The sequence below is a fragment of the Microbacterium sp. EG9 genome, from assembly GCF_059759475.1.
The window spans coordinates 294,063-310,405 of record NZ_CM186217.1; the positions used below are offsets into that span (position 1 = coordinate 294,063).

The window sequence follows — 16,343 nt, forward strand, 5'->3', positions numbered from 1 at the left end:
CACACCCATGGCGCATGTGCTCGTGGTCGACGATGACGCCGACGTCGCCGAACTCGTGCGCACCGTGCTGACGATCGCCGGCCATTCGGTCGATGTCGCGGGCGACGGCCAGCGCGGCCTCGCGGCGGCATCCGCGCAGCGTCCCGACCTGATCGTGCTCGACTGGATGATGCCGGGGATGACGGGCATCGAGGTGTGCCGCACGCTGCGCCAGGACCACGCCTTCGACGAGACGCGCATCATCATGCTGACGGCGAAGTCGGCGCAGAGCGACATCGACGCGGCCCGCGGGGCCGGCGCCGACGACTACGTCGTGAAGCCGTTCGCGCCGCGCGAGCTGCGCCGCCGCGTCGCCGACCTCCTCGCGTCCTGAGCCCGGCTCGGCCGGGAGCCTTCAGTTCGCGACGGCGATGATGCGCGTTCCGGCCCAGAGGGCGAGGCTGGTGCCCGAGCCCGTCGCCGTCGCGTCGAGGGCGACCGGGCCGGCCGCCTCCGCCGCGTCCATCTCGACACAGCCGAGGTCGATCGCCGACGAGCCGGTGGGATGGCCGGTGACGCGGATGCCGGCGGTGGTCGTGGTCGTGGTCGTGGTGGCGGTGGCGGTGGTGGTGCAGGCGGCATCCGTCTGGGCGACGTAGACGCCGCCGGAGGTCACGGCGACGGCGCGCGCGCCGCCCGAGAGGGCGGTCCAGGCCTGGCCGTCGAGCCGATAGGCGGTGCCGTCGCACACGAGCGCGGCCACCCCGCCCGTCGAACGCAGACCCCAGGGGGTGGCGCACGGCGCGGCGATCTTCGCGCCGTCGACGACGACCGCGCGCTCGCCGGGGAGGGCGTAGGTGTCGACGGTGAAGATCTCGGGGTAGGGCTCCCAGAACTGACCATCGGTGTAGGTGCGCAGGGTGGTCTTGGCGCACGCGGCGCCCAGATCGGCGACGGCCGTCGCGTTGCGGCCGCCGAAGGAGGTGAGGCTCTGCAGCTGCGCGATGCCTTTCGCGGTGGGCGTGACGTTCTGCCAGGTGGTGCCCTCGTCGCCGGAGCGCTCGATCAGTGGGGCCGCTCCTCCGCACGCACCGGCGGTGCCGCGCCACATGGCGTCCGCACCGACGGACAGGAACCGCTCATCGGAGCCCGGGGCCGTGACGGCGGACGCCGTCGGGGTGGGGGTGGCGACGGCGGAGGCCGTCGGTGTCCGCTGGACGTAGGTGAAGGTCGGCGCCGGGCCGGCGGTCGTCTCGGGCTCGGCGGGACCACGCCCCTGACGGAGTGCGGCGATGCTCAGGGCGGCGACCGCGACAGCGAGCACGGTGAGCCCGATCGCGATGACGGTGACACCGCCCCGCGTCGCGGTGAAGCGGCGCTGGCGGGGCACGTGTCAGCTCTCCCTGTCGGCCTCGCGCGCCTCGCGGCGGGAGTCGAACCCGAGCTCGTCCAGCGTCGGCGCTGCGGGGACGGTGGCCAGCGGCGTCGACCGTCCGCGGCGCTTCTCCGCCTTGCGGCCGGCCTTGTCGCTCTTCGCGGGGGCCTCGCGGTACCCGTACCCGTAGCCGTATCCGTACCCGTAGGCGGAGTAATAGGAGTCCGGACCGCGTGTGGGCACCATCGACATGACGAACCCGGCGAGCTTGGCGCCCACCGTGTTGAGCGCTTCGGTCGCCCCGGTGAGCTGGTGGCGGGTGGTCTTGCCGGCGGAGACGATCAGCAGCGCGCCGCTCGTGGCGCGCGCGAGGATCGCGGCATCCGTCACGGGGAGCAGGGGCGGCGCGTCGCACAGGACGACGTCGAAGTCCTGCTCGAGCATGTCGAGGAGCATGCTCATCTGGTGCGAGCCGAGCAGCTCGCTCGGGTTCGGCGGCACTTTGCCGGCGGGGAGCACAAAGAGGCTGCGGCCACCCCACGGGAGCATGACCTCGCTGACCTTCGCGCGTCCGATGAGAACGTCGGTGAGTCCCGCTCCGCCCTCCAGGCCGAGGTACTCGGCGACCTTGGGCTTGCGGAGGTCGGTGTCGAGCAGAGCGACGCGCTTTCCGGCGTCGGCCAGGGCGATGGCGAGGTTGATCGTCGTGGTCGACTTGCCCTCGCTCGGGATGGAGCTGGTGATCACGAAACTCGACCGACCGCCCATGTCGAGGAACTGCAGGTTGGTGCGCAGTGCCCGGAACGACTCGGCTCGCGGGCTGAGGGGGTCGGCGTGCACGATGAGCGGGCGTTCCTTCGCCTTCGCGTCGTACGCGATCGCGCCGATGCCGGGGGCGCCGGTGATCTGCTCGGCGTCGCGCGGCGTGCGCACGCGGTTGTCGAGCGTCGTGCGCAGGACGGCGACACCGATGCCGAGCGCGAGACCGATGAGCGTTCCGAGCGCGAGGTTCAGCGGGACGTTGGGGCTCGACGGCTTCAGCGCCGGCTGCGCGTCGCTGACGCGGCTCAGTCGGACGGGGCTCCCGCCCGCCGCGGTCTCGGGCTCGAGCTGCGGCACCGCCGACGCGAGGCTGGCCGCGATCGCGTTCGCCAGCTTCGCCGACTGGACCGCGTCGGGGTCCGACACGCTGATGGTGATCAGGGTCGAGTTCAGCGTGGCCGACGCCTTCACGCGCCCCGCCAGCGACTCCGCCGTCACGGCGAGACCGAGGTCGGCGATCACCGGGTTGAGGACCACGGGCGTGCTCACGAGACCGACGTACGTGTTGATGCGGGCCTGAGTGAAGTTGGAGCCCTGCTGAAGCTCCGCAGCCGTGCCCGCCGTCTGGGTCGAGACGAAGACCGTGCTCGACGATTCGTAGATCGGCGTGCGCGTGAGCGAGTACCCCGCGGCCGCCCCGAGCCCGAGGAGGGTCAGGACAACGATCACGAGCCAGTTCTTGCGGAGGATGCGGATGTAGTCGCTGAGCTCCATGGTGCCTCTCGAAGATGCGCTGCCGGCCAAGAGGGGGGTGGAGGCCGGACGATCGGACTCAGTCTGCCATAGGCCATGTTTCGTGCCGGTGTCCAGGTGGCAACAGCACGATGCCGCGCGGGTGGGTCGTTCGCACCCGGACTCACCCCCGCAGTGCATACCGCGCGTTCCCGCCGAGCCGTGGTGTGCGGTCCGCATCGATCCAGGGCGGCGGCACGAACCAGACGCCCGCCGCCGTGCCGCGGCCGTCGATGCGGATCTCCCAACCGTCGTCGTGCACGCGATGGTGGCATCCGGTGCACAGCAGCACGCCGTTGTCGATGTCGGTCGGTCCGCTATCTCGATCCCACCAGGAGAGGTGATGACCGTGCGTCCACGGCGGGGGCGCCCCGCAGAAGGCGCAGCCCCCGTCCCGTTCGGCGAGAGCCAGCTTCTGCGCCGGGGAGAACAGTCGCCGCGCACGTCCCCAGTCGAGGATCTCGCTGGCGCCGCCGAGCACGCACGGAATGACCTGCAGATCCGCCGCCAGCCGCCGCACCTCGGCCGCGGGCAGTGCGGCATCGAACCCGTCGATGCTCGCCAGTCCTCGCCCCGACTCGAGCTCGTCGAGGGTCATCCGCACCACGACGGTCGTCGTCGCCGCAGTCGGCACCCGATCGCATCCGAGAGCGTGCGCGCACAGCTCGTGGAGAGCGTCGGCGCGCATCTGTGGCAGCGTGCGCTCGTCTCGCGCCGCGTCGTCGCGATGCTCGTTCTGCTGGAGAACCCGCGTCACCATCGCATCGAGCGCGGTCTTGATGGGCGCACCGCTGGCCAGGTCGAACACACCGGTCAGATGCAGCATCCCGTCGCGCTCCTGGACGCGCAAGGCACGCTGCGACCGGTGCTCCTCGTGTGCGGCGGCGATGCCGTCGGGATCGAGCTGCGCCTCGGCCCGCGCGAGCAGCCGCGACAGCTCGTCGGCGCGGAGCCCCGGTGCCCGTTCGCACAAGTCCTGCTCGGCCGCGTCTCGACGGTCTGCGTCGACCCGCTGTGCCAGCCGATCGAGCAGCCCGATGATCGCGGATGCCGCCGTCATACCCAGCGTGCCCGCCGCGACCGCTACCGCCACATGCGGATGCGCCGCCGGCCGCTCGTCGCCGCCGAACGTCGCCCGCGACGCCGTCGCCTCGCCGACCTGCACCAGCCTGGTCGCCTCGCAGACGCTCGTGCCGGTGGTCGCCTGGATCAGCGCGACCGGAGACCGGAAGCCTTGCCGCTTCGCGAGGGAGTCGCCGCCCAGCTGCGGTCGCGACTGCCGGGCGATCTCCGCGGCGACGGGAGCGAACGCGGCATCCACCTGTCGCATGAGCTGACCGAAGATGCGGTTCACCTCGATGAGCTCGCCCGGTGAGAGCGCCTCCGGAGCCCGGCCACCACCGGCGGCCGTCAGCGCGTCGAGCGCTGCGGCGATGCCATTGAGTCGGTTCTCCATGCCTTCGACATTAGAACATAGATACGACACTGGAGTGAGTTATCCACAGGCGTTTCGACTCGCTGCGCTCGCTCAACGACCGGATGGGTGGGGGTGGGTGTTTCGACTCGCTGCGCTCGCTCAACGACCGGGGGTGGGTGGGTGTTTCGGCTTGCTGCGCTCGCTCAACGACCGGATGGGGGTGGGTGGTTCGACTCGCTGCGCTCGCTCAACGACCGGGGGTGGGGTGGGCGTTTCGACTCGCTGCGCGCGGTCAACGACCGGTGGGTGGGCGTTTCGACTCGCTTCGCTCGCTCAACGACCGGGGGTGGGTGGGTGGTTCGACTCGCTGCGCTCGCTCAACGACCGGTCAGCGCGATCCGCACCACGCGCTCGACGGCGGCGAGTCCGGGCTCGAGCTCCGCCGCGGAGCGTTCGTACGTCGCCGCGGAGCGTCCGTACGGGTCGACGACGTCGTCCTCATCGGGGGATGCCGGGGGCAGGGTGATCCCGCGACGGCCGGCGATCACGGCGAGCGCCGCCGCGAACCGCTCCCGCGGACCGGCCGCATCGCCCGCGCCGGCCGCGGCCGTCCGCAGCTCCTCGTCGGTGACGTCGCCCGCGAGCCGCGCGAACTCGCGTGCGGTGAAGGCGCTGCGCGTGCGCGACGGATCGAGTTCGACGATCTCGCGGCGGTGGTCGCGCGCCATCGCCAGCACGAGATCGGCGCCGTGCACGTGAGCCGGCGTGAGGTAGCGGGCGCCGTGCGCCGCGGTGAGCGCGGGGCCGACGCCGCGGGCGGCGGCGAGATCGGCGGCCTCCGGTGTCATCGGCATCCCCTCGCGTGCGCGCGTGCCCGCGCTGGTGACGGACACGTCCAGGTCGGCGAGGCGGAGGGCCAGCAGCTGCGCGGCCAGAGGGGAGCGGCAGATGTTGCCGGTGCACACGGTGAGGATCTCGAGCACGGTGACTTCCGGTGTCGGGAGGAGCGGGGGGAGTGTGTGGCTCGCTGCGCGACCGGTAGTTTGGCCACGTGCCCGATCAGCTTAGCGACCCCGCTTCGCCTTCCCCCCGGCCGAGGGGGGAGTCCGGCGCGCCGGAACATCCCGCTCCCGCCGACGCGTCCCGGTCGCCGAGCGAGCGCAGCGAGGCGGAACGGGCCACGCCCGCGTCGACCCCGGATGCCGCCCATCGGCCGCGCCGGCGCCGCAAGCGCACCGACTGGCGCGAGGGCGGCCGTGCCGTGCGGCGGTGGGACCTGACGGTGCTGTCGGCGGCGCTGATCGGCGTCGGGATCGGGGTGGTCGGCGGAGGGGCGGTCAGTCGCATCGCGGCGCCGTGGGCACCACTCGCGTCGACCGTCGTGCTGTGGGCGGGACTCGGTGCTGCGATCGCCTTCGCCTTCCTGCGCGGCCGGCCTGCCGGGCTCCTGCGCTTCCGGCCGACCGATCTGCTGTGGGGCCTCGGGCTGGGGATCGCACTGCGCATGATGCAGGGATGGGTGAGCGGCGCGGATGCCGCGTCCTTCCCCTCCGCCGTGAGTCTCGACGGATCCCTGCCGTCCGGGTGGTGGCTCACCGACGCCCTCCCCGCGGGGGTGATCGCGCCCGTGGTGGAGGAGTTCTTCTTCCGGACGGTCGTGCTCGTGGCGGTCTACCAGCTGCTGCGACGCGGCGTGGGCGGTGTCGCCGCCGGAATGACGGCGCTGCTGGTGTCGGCGGGCGGGTTCGTGCTGCTGCATGCGACCGCCGGCGTCTTGACGCTGAGTGACGGCATCCAACTCTTCGCCGTCGGTGCCACGTGCGCGCTCGTCGTGCTCCTGACGGGCCGTATCTGGGGTGCGGTGCTCACCCACGTCGTCTACAACGTGACGTATCTCGCCCTCGTGGTCGTCGGTACCGCTCTCATCTGAGTCACCTGAGTCACCAAGTTTTCACCAAAAGGATGATGAGCCGGCCTCCCTTGGCCCCTACGCTCAGGTGTCACCGGGAGTAACCGAGCTGGCAGGCGTCACACGCCTGACACATTCGGCTGATAATCTCCCGAGAGCCGGGGGGCCCAGGACCAGAGGAACAGAAGGAGGACGCCGAAGTGTCGACCGGCTTTCAGGTCGATGCGACGCCGGAGTCGCCTCACGACTCGACAGGACCCACCGCTCAGGGCGCGGCAAGCGCCCCGGATCGCGTGGCACCGTCGGTTCAGGCCGCCATCCCCATGCCCCCTGCTCCTGCTCCACTCGACGACTGGCGTCGGCGTTTTCAACGTCGGCTCGTCCTCAGCGACTTCCTCGTCCTGATGTGGGTCGTCTTCGGTACCCAGATCGCGTGGTTCGGCTTCGGCAACGCCCAAGTCGCCATTCGTGACGATGCGCGCATCACCGACGTCTCCTATTGGGTGTTCTCGATCCTGCTCGTCCTCCTCTGGATGGGCGCGCTGTCGTGGAACGATTCGCGCAGCATCCGGGTGTTGGGCTCGGGCTCGACCGAATACCTCCGCATCGTCGATGCGAGTCTGCGGCTGTTCGGCGCGATCGCGATCATCGCCTTCCTGACGCGCATCGACATCGCGCGCGGGTTCCTCCTGCTGAGCCTGCCGTTCGGGGTCTTCGTGCTTCTGTGGACGCGCTGGCTGTGGCGCCAGTGGCTCATCATGAAGCGGCGTACCGGTGCCTACTCGGCGCGCGTCCTTCTCGTCGGCTCCGAAGAGTCCGTCGCGCAGATCGCCCGCGAACTCCTGCGGACGCCGAGCGCCGGTTACCACGTCGTCGGCGCCTGCACGCCGACCGGGAAGGTCGCGGACTTCGTCCCCGGAACCGCGATCCCGATGATGGGCAGCGTAGACGCGATCGAGCGGGCGATGGAACGCACGGCGGCTGACACCGTCGCCGTCACCAGCACGGACGAGCTTCCCCCCGACAAGGTCAAGCAGATCTCGTGGAACCTTCAAGCCGGACGCCAGCACCTCGTTCTCGCCCCCAGCATCGTGGACATCGCGGGACCACGTCTTCATACCCGTCCGGTCGCCGGGCTGCCGCTGATCCACGTGGAGACACCCCGCTTCAGCAAGGGGCAGCTGTTCTTGAAGCGTGCGGTGGACATCGTCGCGAGCGTCGTCGGCGTCGTCGTGCTCAGCCCGCTCCTGGCATTCCTGGCGATGAGCGTGCGGCTCTCCTCGGAGGGGCCCGTCTTGTTCCGGCAGGTCCGCGTCGGCCGCGGTGGCACCGAGTTCACGATGCTGAAGTTCCGCTCCATGGTCACCAATGCAGAGGACATGCTCGAACAGCTTTGGCGCGAGCGTCGAGAGCAGGGCGTGGACTCGGGCAACGAGGTCATGTTCAAGATGAAGAACGATCCGCGTGTGACTCCGATCGGCAGGATCATGCGGAAGTTCAGCCTCGACGAGCTTCCTCAGCTCTTCAACGTCATCGGCGGATCGATGTCACTCGTCGGTCCTCGCCCTCCCCTTCCCAGCGAAGTCGCGCAGTACGCCACGCATGTCCATCGGCGGTTCCTCGTCAAGCCGGGCGTCACCGGCCTGTGGCAGGTCAGCGGCCGGTCGACGCTGTCGTGGGAGGACACCGTGCGGCTCGATCTCTCCTACGTCGAGAACTGGTCGCTCGTCGGCGACCTCGCCATTCTCGCGAAGACCGCCCGCGCGGCCGTCGCGCCGGGCGACTCCGCGTCCTAGTCAACGAACCGAAAGGGCATGGTCATGAGTTCCCCCCAGACCCAGCCGACCCTCAGCTCCGTGGGTGCCCGCAAGCTCCTCCTCGTCGCATCGACGGGAGGCCATCTCGCGCAACTGTCCCGATTCGCCGAATCGCTGGGCGCGAGCGAGGACTCGCTGTGGATCACCTTCGACACCGCTCAGAGCAAGTCGCTGCTCGCCGACAAGCGGGTCTTCTACGTGCCCTACGTCGAACCTCGTGACTGGAAGGGCGCTCTCCGGGCGCGGCGTCTGATCGCCGAACATCTGAGGAACGAGAACGACTTCGACGCGGCGTACAGCACGGGCGCGGCGCTGGCGGTGTCGGCGCTGCCGCTCGCGCGACGCTTCGGCATCCCCTGCACGTACATCGAGAGCGTCTCACGCGTCTCCGGCCCGTCGATGTCCGGACGGATGCTCGCGGCGATGCGCCGATTCGAGACCTTCACGCAGCACCCGCAGTGGGCGTCAGGACGGTGGAAGCCTCACCGCAGCGTGCTCGCGGAGTTCACGACCGAGGTGGGACAGCCGGTCGATCGGCCGCGTCTGTTCGTCACGCTGGGCACCATCAAGAAGTACCGGTTCGATTCGGCCATCGACGCCGTGCTCGCGACGGGCTTGGCGGATGACCGCACGATCTGGCAGGTCGGTGAGACGACCGGCCGGACGGATCTCCCCGGGCACGTGTTCGAGCACATCCGGGCGGATGAGTTCTCGGAGTACGCGCGTAACGCTGATGTCGTGATCAGCCACGCCGGCGTCGGGTCGCTCCTCGAGCTTCTGGAGCTCGGTGTTCATCCCGTTCTCGCCGTGCGGAAGAGCCAGAGAGGCGAGCACGTCGATGATCACCAAGCCCAGATCGCGGAGCTGGTCAATGAGTTGGGCATCGCCACCGCTGTCGACCCCTACGAGATGACCGCCGACCTGCTGGTCGAAGCGAGCAGCAAGCGCGTCCGTCCCATCTCCCCCGGAGAAGCCACACAGTGAGTTCTGCACGTCACATCTTCGTCCCCGGTGTCGGGCAGCACGACAACATCGGTGACATCATCCTCCGGCGCGAGCTGATCGAGTGGCTGCGTCCGTTCGGAAAGCTCCACGTCTATGTCGGTGCGGCTCCGGAGGGCTACGCGGACGCGTTGGATGCGGGCCCGGATTCCACGATCTACTACAGCTTCACGGCGTGGTACCGGGCGCTGCTGCGAAGCGCTGCGCGAGGCGATGCCGCCTACGTCTTCAAGCCGGGCGAGATCCAGCTGACGCTGAAAGGCATGAAGGAGCATCTCGGGATGCTGCCGGCGGTGGCTCTGGTGCGGTTGAGACGGGGCCCCGTCGCGAGGGTCGGTGCGGGAAGTCGAGACTTCGCCCCCCTTCCCCGTATGCTGATGAAGCCATCGATCGGCCTCTCGCACGTGACACTGTGGCGCGACACGCGAACCGCGGAGTACTTCCGCGGTCGCCTCATGCCGGATCTGGCGTTCGGTCAGGCGGAGCGCCTGCCCGCCGCGGCGAGCGCGGAGCGCCCGACGCGGTCGAAGATGGTCGTGTCGATGCGAAGCGATCGCGATCTGCCCTCGGACGCATGGTTCGACGCCGTGCGGCGGACGGCGGACGAACACGACCTCGCCATCGTGTGCGTCGTGCAGGTGCTGCGCGACCGTGAACGGTCCGCGGTGCTCGCCCAGCGCTTGGAAGGTGCGTTGCACGATTGGGACGGTTCCCGTCCCCTCGAGCACGAGGAGGCTCTGCGCGACCTCTACCGGGAATCGCTCCTCGCCGTGAGCGATCGCCTTCACGTGCTGATCGCGGCCACAACGGAGGGCGTGGCCCCGGCGGCGCTGCTCACGGACGGGTCGGACAAGATCGATCGCCATTTCAGGGCGGCCGGCATCGACGGCGTCTCCGTCTCCGCCGCCGGCGCCGATGCTCAGCTTCTGCAGGACCACCTGGCCGCCGCGATCGAACGCGTCGAGGAGACTCAGGCAGCGGCGCGAGCCGCGCGCGCGGAACTGGCCGAGGTCCGCGCCGAGATCGCCACGCTGTTCGACGGCGACGGCGACTCTCCGCAGCGGGTCTGGCACGTGGGACGGTCGGGCGAGGTGGCGGGCGGCATGACGCAGGTCGTCAACTCCTATCTGAACTGGTCGTTCGATCAGAGCACATCCCACGTCATCGTCTCGCGGGACGGGACGCGCGGTCTGCGCGGCACCTGGCTCTTCCTCTCGGCCGCCGCCAAGATACTCACCAAGAGGAGGGACCGTCGCGACGTCATCGTCGTGCATCTGTCCCAGGGGGGATCCTTCTGGCGGGAGGGGATGCTGCTCCGGCTCGCCGACATCCGTGGTTTTGCGACCGTCGCTCATCTGCACGGCAGCGAGTTCGTGTCCTTCGCCACGGAGCGGCCGAAGCTCGTGAGACGAGTGCTGGCCGCCGCGGACACCGTGGTCGTCCTCTCCGAGGAGACGGCGGACGCCGTCTCGCACCTCCTCCCCGACAGCGACGTGAAGCTGATCCCGAATGCCGTTCAGGAGGCCGCATCCTCGGCAAAGCGACCCACCGTCGTGTTCGGCGGTGCGGTGTCGCGAAGGAAGGGTGTCGGCCCGCTGCTGGAGGCGTGGTCGCGAGTGTCTGCAACGCGTCCGGACTGGAACCTGCGCATCGTGGGGCCGATCGTGGATTCGAGTTTCGCCGGGCTCTCCATCCCGAACGCCGAGTTCACGGGTTCCCAGCCGCATGATGAGCTGATGGCGGATCTGGCCGGCGCCGAGATCGCCGTCCTGCCGTCGTTCGATGAAGCGATGCCGATGTTCCTCATCGAAGCCATGGCCAACGGCTGTGCGGTGGTGGCGACGAGCGTCGGCGGCATCGAGAAGCTCCTCGATGAGGGTGCGGGGCTCATCGTGCCCCCGGGAGACGTCGATGAGCTCGCCGCCGCACTGGGCACCCTCATGGACGATGCCGCCAAGCGCCGTGACGTCGCGTCGCGCGGGCTGCAGCGCTTCGAGGAGAACTACTCGATGAAGGCCGTGGCGCCCGTCCTCGAGCGGGCATGGACCGAGGCGCGGGATGCGCGTTACGGCAGCGATCGCGCAGCAGTAGAGGAGATCGCTCGATGAGGATCATGTTCGTCGTGCCGGCGCTGCGCGGAGGCGGCGCAGAGTTCGTGGCGCGCACATGGATGGGGGCGCTGGTCGAGCGCGGCCATCACGTCGTGACGGTTCTCACCGCAGGAGACGTCGACCCCGCGTACGCTCCGGCGGGTGTCGAGTTCCATTCGCTCAAGGGGCGCGGAGGGCAGGTCGCGAAGGTCCGGGCGATCGCCAAGGCCATGCAGCGGGAGAAGCCGGATGTCGTGCTGGCGCTGCAGGCGCATCCGAATCTCCTCGCACTCATCGCCTCACGCCTGATATCTCGGCAGGACCGCCCGGCGGTGCTCATCTCGGAGAGGAACCTCGTCTCTCTGGGGCTGAGGTCCGCGTCGCTGTCCCACCGGGTGAAGATCCGCATCGCGAAGCTGGTCTATCCCTGGGCAGATCACGTCGTCGCGATCTCGCATCCGGTCGCCGCCGAACTCGTGGCGGGATTCGGTGTGCTCAGTGAGCGCTGCACCGTCATCCCCAACCCGGCGACGGCCAAGACGAGCCGAGCCGCGGCTGCGGACGGCACGCGTCAGCCGAGCGACACGATCTCCATCGTGCTGCCCTCGCGACTGGTTTCGCAGAAGCGACCGGAACTCGCCGTCGCGACCGCCGCCGAACTCGCGCGCCGCGGCGTGTCGGTCAGGGTGGTGAGTTTCGGCGACGGGCCGTTGAAGGCGAGCGTCGAGCTCGCGGCGCGGCGAGCCGGCGTGGACATCGAGTTCAAGGGATGGGTCGAGGACTGGTTCACGCAGTTCCCCGCCGATGCCGTCGTGCTGCTCCCCTCGGATCGTGAAGGATTCGGAAACGTCCTGGTCGAAGCGGCGGCGGCGGGGTTCCCGTCGGTCGCCCTCTCCGCAGCGCTCGGTGTCGCGGACGCCATCGTCCCCGGCATCACGGGTGAGCTCGCCGTCTCGGATCGGCCCTCGGACATCGCGGACGCCGTGCAGCGCGCGTCGGCACTGACGATGACGGACACGAGCAGGTGGCTGCACCGGTTCTCGCCCGAGAACAGTGTCTCGCTCCTCGAGGCTCTGCTCGATCGAACGAGGCGTGACGTCTCCGGATGAGGGTCCTCGTCTCCGCTCTGGGGCAACGTGACAATCTTGGAGACACAGCCCTCCGCCGAGCGTTCTTCGATGTCCTCCGCGGCTTCGGCCCGCTCACGGTCTTCGTCGGGGGTCAATCGGCCGGGTACATCTCCGGACTGGGTGTGCGTGACGATGACATCCTCGTTCGAGACCGCGCGGAGTGGCGCAGAGCACTTCTGGCGGGGGCGATGGGAGGGATGCTCTACGCTCACAACGCCGGCGAGTCGGGCGCGGCCGGGCGCCATGCCCTTCGCTACGGGCGGCTCGCTCCGATTCTCCTTCTGAACCGCCTCCGCGGCGGCACGAACGTGCACGTGGGAGTGGGCATCCGGGCGCCCGGCCGCGGGCGCATCGTGGTCGCGTGCGTACTTCGACTGATGCACATCGTGCAATGGCGTGATCAGTGGAGCGCCCAGTACATCGGTGTAGGAGGCGTCGCCCCCGACTGGGCGTTGCGGCTGGGCGATCCCGAAGAGGGTGAGGGCTCCGGCATCCGTGACGTCCTTGCCGTCTCCCTGCGCTATGACGGCGCGGCGCCGAGCCCCGGTCTCGTCAACGCCATCCGTCAGGCGGCGCGGCAGCTCGATCTGCGAGTTCTGGTGGTCGCCCAGATCCGACGCGACGAACAGATGGCGCGCAAGCTCGCAGCGCTCGTCGGCGGCGAGCACGTCCGTTGGGATGACGACGACATGATGCGCCAAGAGCGGCGGATCCGTCTTGTCTATCGAGCCTCTCGGATCGTTCTCAGCGATCGACTGCACGCGCTCGCCATCGGCGTGACCGAGGGGGCGCTGCCGGTCGCGCTGGTCTCGAACCGTCGCGAGAAGGCGTGGCGCACGCTCGACTCGGCCGGTCTCGATGTCGGAGCATTCGACCGCGACCTGGTCACCCCGGATGATCTCATCGGGGCGGCGGCGGACATCGAGCCGCGGCAGAATGCCTTGCGCGAGAGTCTGGGTCGCGCGAGAGCGTCGATCGAGTCCACCGTCCTCACGATGTCGAAAGTGGTGAACCAGTGACTACTCGTCCGCGCGTGTCCGCGGTGGCGGCGATCTTCAACGCGTCCGCATACCTCGAAGAATCCCTCCCGAAGCTCATCGCGGAAGTCGCGGAGGTGGACGGTGAGCTCATCCTGGTCGACGATGGCTCGTCGGATGACTCGCTCCGTGTGATCGAGCGTGTCGTCGGCGACGATGCTCGCGTCGTGCTCGTGCGTCTCGAGGTGAATCAAGGTGTGGCGCGGGCACGTCGGGCGGGGCTGGCTCGCGCGAGCGGCGACTTCGTGTGGTTCGTCGACATCGACGACGATTGGGACGCCACGCTGCTCAGCTCGATGGTGGGGCTCGCCGAGTCGGCGGCAGCCGACGTAGTGATCTGCGACGCCGACTATGTCTACCCGTCGGGACTCGTCCGGCCGGTGCATCCCACTGCCCAGACCTCTCGCATGGATGGTCGCGAAGCCGTCGAACGTCTCTTGTCCGGCGTGCTGAAGGGGCACCTGTGGAACAAGCTCTTCTCGCGCGCGCTCATCGAGAGCATCGAGGTTCCCCCCTCGGAGGTGCACTCGGACCTCACCATGACGTCCTCGTATCTCGCCGCCGCGACGACGGTCATCTTCACGGACCAGGTGAAGTACCGCTACCTCGTGCGTCCCGGATCGATCATCCAATCCGGTCGACGGCGTGCGCAGTCCCTTGCCATCGTCGAAGGAGCTGTCCGTACCGCCACGCAGCGGGTCGGGATCGATCTTCCGCTGGTGGAGGATTTCGTCCACCGCTTCTTCCTCTTGTCCGCGATCAAGGACTCGTACAATCCTCGCTACTCACCGCAGGAGGCGCGCGAAGCGCGTCGGCGGGCCCGAGCGAGGATCTCGGTCGCGACGGTCGTGACCCGGACTGTTCGCGTCGATCGACGACGGGCGGTGGCGCTCCTCCTTCTCAAGTTCGCACCGTTCGCCACGCCGGTCATCGTGCGGAAGATGTAGTCCTCGTCACTGTCGACGTTCGGCGCGATGCCGGGAGTGCGCTGCCTGGCGTGTAGGCGAAGGCCAACGCCCCCACCAGAGGCCACCAGATAGAGGGGACTCCCTGATTCGTGAAGTAGGCGTTGATGGAAGACGCGATGAGCAGGGACGCGAAGGTCACCGTGAGGACTGAGCGCGCGCGCACATCGATGCTCCCGCCGCCCCGCCGGATGACGGTCAGCCAGCCGATGAAGACGAGGACCTGTGCGGACAGCTCTGCGATCCCGCCGGTGATCAGCGTCTTGATGTACTCGGATTCCGGGAACGGCCACACGATCGTCTTCGGGTAGACCGGCCAGGTGCCCACGCCCGCGAACACGCTGTGTCCCCAACCGAGCCACGGCTCGATGCTGATGGCGGGGAGGGTCTGAGTCGTCCACAGGTAGATCCGCACGGCCAGCGTGGAGGGGACCCAGGCGAACTCCGGCGGAAGATATGTCGTCGGCAGGTCTTGGAGGTTGAAGCGCGATTGCAAGGAGTCTCCGAAGACGACGCTCGCGGCGACGAACAGCAGGGTGAGCGCGAGCAGGCCGCGCACCTTGTACCCGAGGACGGCCATCGTCGCGATCAGAATCGCGAGCGCGGCGAGGATCGCGGCGAATGTGAACGTGGCGAGCACCCCCACCATGCTCGCAGCGAACACGAGCAGCTGAGTTCGCGACACCCGACGCCCCTCCGCCCGATCGAGAACCAGGCACACGGCCGCGATGGCGGCCGCGCAGCACAGGTACCCGCCGAGGGCGGACCAGTGGCCGATGAGACTCGATGCGCGCGTGAGCCGTCCGTCCGTGAGCCGGTTGATCACCGCGTCGCTCTGCGTGAAGTTGACGACGAAACTCGTGACGGCGCTCACGCCGAGCACTTGGAGCACGCCGATCGCGCTCACCGCGATGGAGGGCAGCGCCAAAGCGCCGAGAAAGGCGCGGAGCTCGTCCCGATTGCTGACCGTCAGCCGCGCGCAGTAGTACGCCGTGATGTAGTACGCGGCGTTCACGGCCACCGGATATGCCGGCGAGTGGTCCAGCCGGTCGGCGTTGATGGCTTCGGTCAACACACGCACGAGGAAATAGGCCACGATCGCGAAGTCGATCCACGTTATCCGCAGATGACGCAACCGTTGCGGTGCGAAGCACAGGAGCGTCGCGACCAGGCCGATCAAGAAGACCGCGGTCGGAAACGCCAGCCCGCCGCCGACGCTGATCCTGACCCCGATCGTCCCGGCGTAGATGCCGAACAGCAGGCCGATCATCCTGGCGTTGCGCGTGTCACGCGCGGCGCGCTGGACGGCCGCCGGGGACGGCGTCGTGAGCAGCGGCGGAACAGTGGCGCTCATTCCCGGCCCGTCGTCAGCGCGTCCCAGGGAAACGCGTCGAGCAGCGGTCGGGCATCCCAGTTCTCGAGGGGATCCGACACCGACGCGGCGCCGGCAGCCAGATCCAACGCGGAGTCGAGATCCGGCGCGAACTCCGGTCGTGCGCGTCCCGTCCCTTCGTAGTAGTCGTCGTACTTGAAGATGTGCTCCCGCGTCGCGCGGAAGGGAACGACCTTCGCTCCCGCGAGCTCGCCCAGGATGATGCCGTGCAGGGAGGAGGCGACGACCACCTCGCTCCGGGCGATCCGTTCGAGGCAGTCATCGACGCGTCCCCGAGGATCGAGGACGTCGGCCGTCCGGCCCAGCGTCGACAGGTCGTTGAGGTTGGGGACGATCGTGATCTTGTGGCGCTTGTCCAGCGACCATCCCGCGAAATCCTGATCGAGGTCCCGCAACAGCAACGCAGGGTCGCCGTACACCTCCGGTACTGCAATGCCCTTGTCTCGCAGGATCGCTGCCGTGCGCGGTCCTCGCACTGCGCGCACATCGAGGCGTTCGAAGCCCAGGCTACTTTGCGATACCTTCCCGTTGACGCCCGAGCCCCAGACGATGTCGTCATCCGCAGCGAAGTGGAGCACCGATCCGACGCTGAAGAGCCGCCGCGGCGCCTCGAGCCCGAGATCGACCGCCCCGCGCTGCTGCATCAGGAGCCGGACGATCCGCGGACCGAGGAGG

At 69.0% G+C, this 16,343-nt stretch carries 14 protein-coding genes; 8 read left to right on the top strand and 6 right to left on the bottom strand.

From position 1 onward, the window contains the following. Positions 1-7 precede the first annotated feature (7 nt). Positions 8-373: a response regulator transcription factor gene (locus tag AC6CQV_RS01285; RefSeq protein WP_060960282.1), complete on the top strand. Its 366-nt coding sequence runs from the start codon at positions 8-10 to the stop codon at positions 371-373. A gap of 21 nt (positions 374-394) precedes the next feature. Here the strand turns inward: AC6CQV_RS01285 and AC6CQV_RS01290 are convergent, their stop codons facing one another. The 4 genes from AC6CQV_RS01290 to AC6CQV_RS01305 all read right to left on the bottom strand — a co-directional run bounded on the left by AC6CQV_RS01290 (position 395) and on the right by AC6CQV_RS01305 (position 5,308). Next, the gene (locus tag AC6CQV_RS01290) at positions 395-1,369 is read right to left on the bottom strand and encodes a hypothetical protein (protein WP_498260050.1); all 975 of its coding nucleotides are present in this window, start codon (positions 1,367-1,369) and stop codon (positions 395-397) included. Between the two features lie 3 nt (positions 1,370-1,372). Beyond that, positions 1,373-2,890, bottom strand: coding sequence for a tyrosine-protein kinase domain-containing protein (locus tag AC6CQV_RS01295; protein WP_060960284.1), 1,518 nt, complete (start codon positions 2,888-2,890; stop codon positions 1,373-1,375). A 142-nt stretch (positions 2,891-3,032) separates the two neighbouring features. Continuing rightward, the gene (locus tag AC6CQV_RS01300; RefSeq protein ID WP_498260051.1) at positions 3,033-4,364 is read right to left on the bottom strand and encodes an HNH endonuclease; all 1,332 of its coding nucleotides are present in this window, start codon (positions 4,362-4,364) and stop codon (positions 3,033-3,035) included. Positions 4,365-4,702: 338 nt separating this feature from the next. After that, positions 4,703-5,308 (bottom strand): arsenate reductase/protein-tyrosine-phosphatase family protein, encoded by a 606-nt coding sequence (locus AC6CQV_RS01305; RefSeq protein WP_061781875.1) that lies wholly within the window; start codon positions 5,306-5,308, stop codon positions 4,703-4,705. A 68-nt stretch (positions 5,309-5,376) separates the two neighbouring features. Here AC6CQV_RS01305 and AC6CQV_RS01310 point away from each other — a divergent pair, with 68 nt between their 5' ends. The 7 genes from AC6CQV_RS01310 to AC6CQV_RS01340 all read left to right on the top strand — a co-directional run bounded on the left by AC6CQV_RS01310 (position 5,377) and on the right by AC6CQV_RS01340 (position 14,257). Further along, positions 5,377-6,255, top strand: a complete 879-nt coding sequence (locus tag AC6CQV_RS01310; RefSeq protein ID WP_498260052.1) for a CPBP family intramembrane glutamic endopeptidase — start codon at positions 5,377-5,379, stop codon at positions 6,253-6,255. 302 nt (positions 6,256-6,557) lie between these two features. Beyond that, on the top strand, positions 6,558-8,030 hold the full coding sequence (locus tag AC6CQV_RS01315) for a sugar transferase (protein WP_082734213.1): 1,473 nt from the start codon (positions 6,558-6,560) through the stop codon (positions 8,028-8,030). Positions 8,031-8,054: 24 nt separating this feature from the next. Then, positions 8,055-9,035: a glycosyltransferase gene (locus AC6CQV_RS01320; RefSeq protein WP_498260053.1), complete on the top strand. Its 981-nt coding sequence runs from the start codon at positions 8,055-8,057 to the stop codon at positions 9,033-9,035. Continuing rightward, complete coding sequence (locus tag AC6CQV_RS01325) at positions 9,032-11,161, top strand: glycosyltransferase (protein ID WP_498260054.1); 2,130 nt, start codon at positions 9,032-9,034, stop codon at positions 11,159-11,161. Before AC6CQV_RS01320 ends, AC6CQV_RS01325 begins: the two co-directional genes overlap by 4 nt. Next, positions 11,158-12,252 (top strand): glycosyltransferase, encoded by a 1,095-nt coding sequence (locus AC6CQV_RS01330; protein WP_060960288.1) that lies wholly within the window; start codon positions 11,158-11,160, stop codon positions 12,250-12,252. The genes AC6CQV_RS01325 and AC6CQV_RS01330 overlap by 4 nt, the downstream gene beginning before the upstream one ends. Continuing rightward, complete coding sequence (locus AC6CQV_RS01335) at positions 12,249-13,292, top strand: hypothetical protein (RefSeq protein WP_498260055.1); 1,044 nt, start codon at positions 12,249-12,251, stop codon at positions 13,290-13,292. Before AC6CQV_RS01330 ends, AC6CQV_RS01335 begins: the two co-directional genes overlap by 4 nt. Continuing rightward, the gene (locus AC6CQV_RS01340; protein WP_498260056.1) at positions 13,289-14,257 is read left to right on the top strand and encodes a glycosyltransferase; all 969 of its coding nucleotides are present in this window, start codon (positions 13,289-13,291) and stop codon (positions 14,255-14,257) included. Before AC6CQV_RS01335 ends, AC6CQV_RS01340 begins: the two co-directional genes overlap by 4 nt. Here the strand turns inward: AC6CQV_RS01340 and AC6CQV_RS01345 are convergent. Together AC6CQV_RS01345 and AC6CQV_RS01350 are read right to left on the bottom strand one after the other, a co-directional pair. After that, positions 14,238-15,629: an O-antigen ligase family protein gene (locus AC6CQV_RS01345; RefSeq protein WP_498260057.1), complete on the bottom strand. Its 1,392-nt coding sequence runs from the start codon at positions 15,627-15,629 to the stop codon at positions 14,238-14,240. The two genes, AC6CQV_RS01340 and AC6CQV_RS01345, sit on opposite strands and share 20 nt — an antisense overlap. Then, positions 15,626-16,312, bottom strand: a complete 687-nt coding sequence (locus AC6CQV_RS01350; RefSeq protein WP_498260058.1) for a polysaccharide pyruvyl transferase family protein — start codon at positions 16,310-16,312, stop codon at positions 15,626-15,628. Before AC6CQV_RS01350 ends, AC6CQV_RS01345 begins: the two co-directional genes overlap by 4 nt. Between the last annotated feature and the right edge of the window lie 31 nt (positions 16,313-16,343).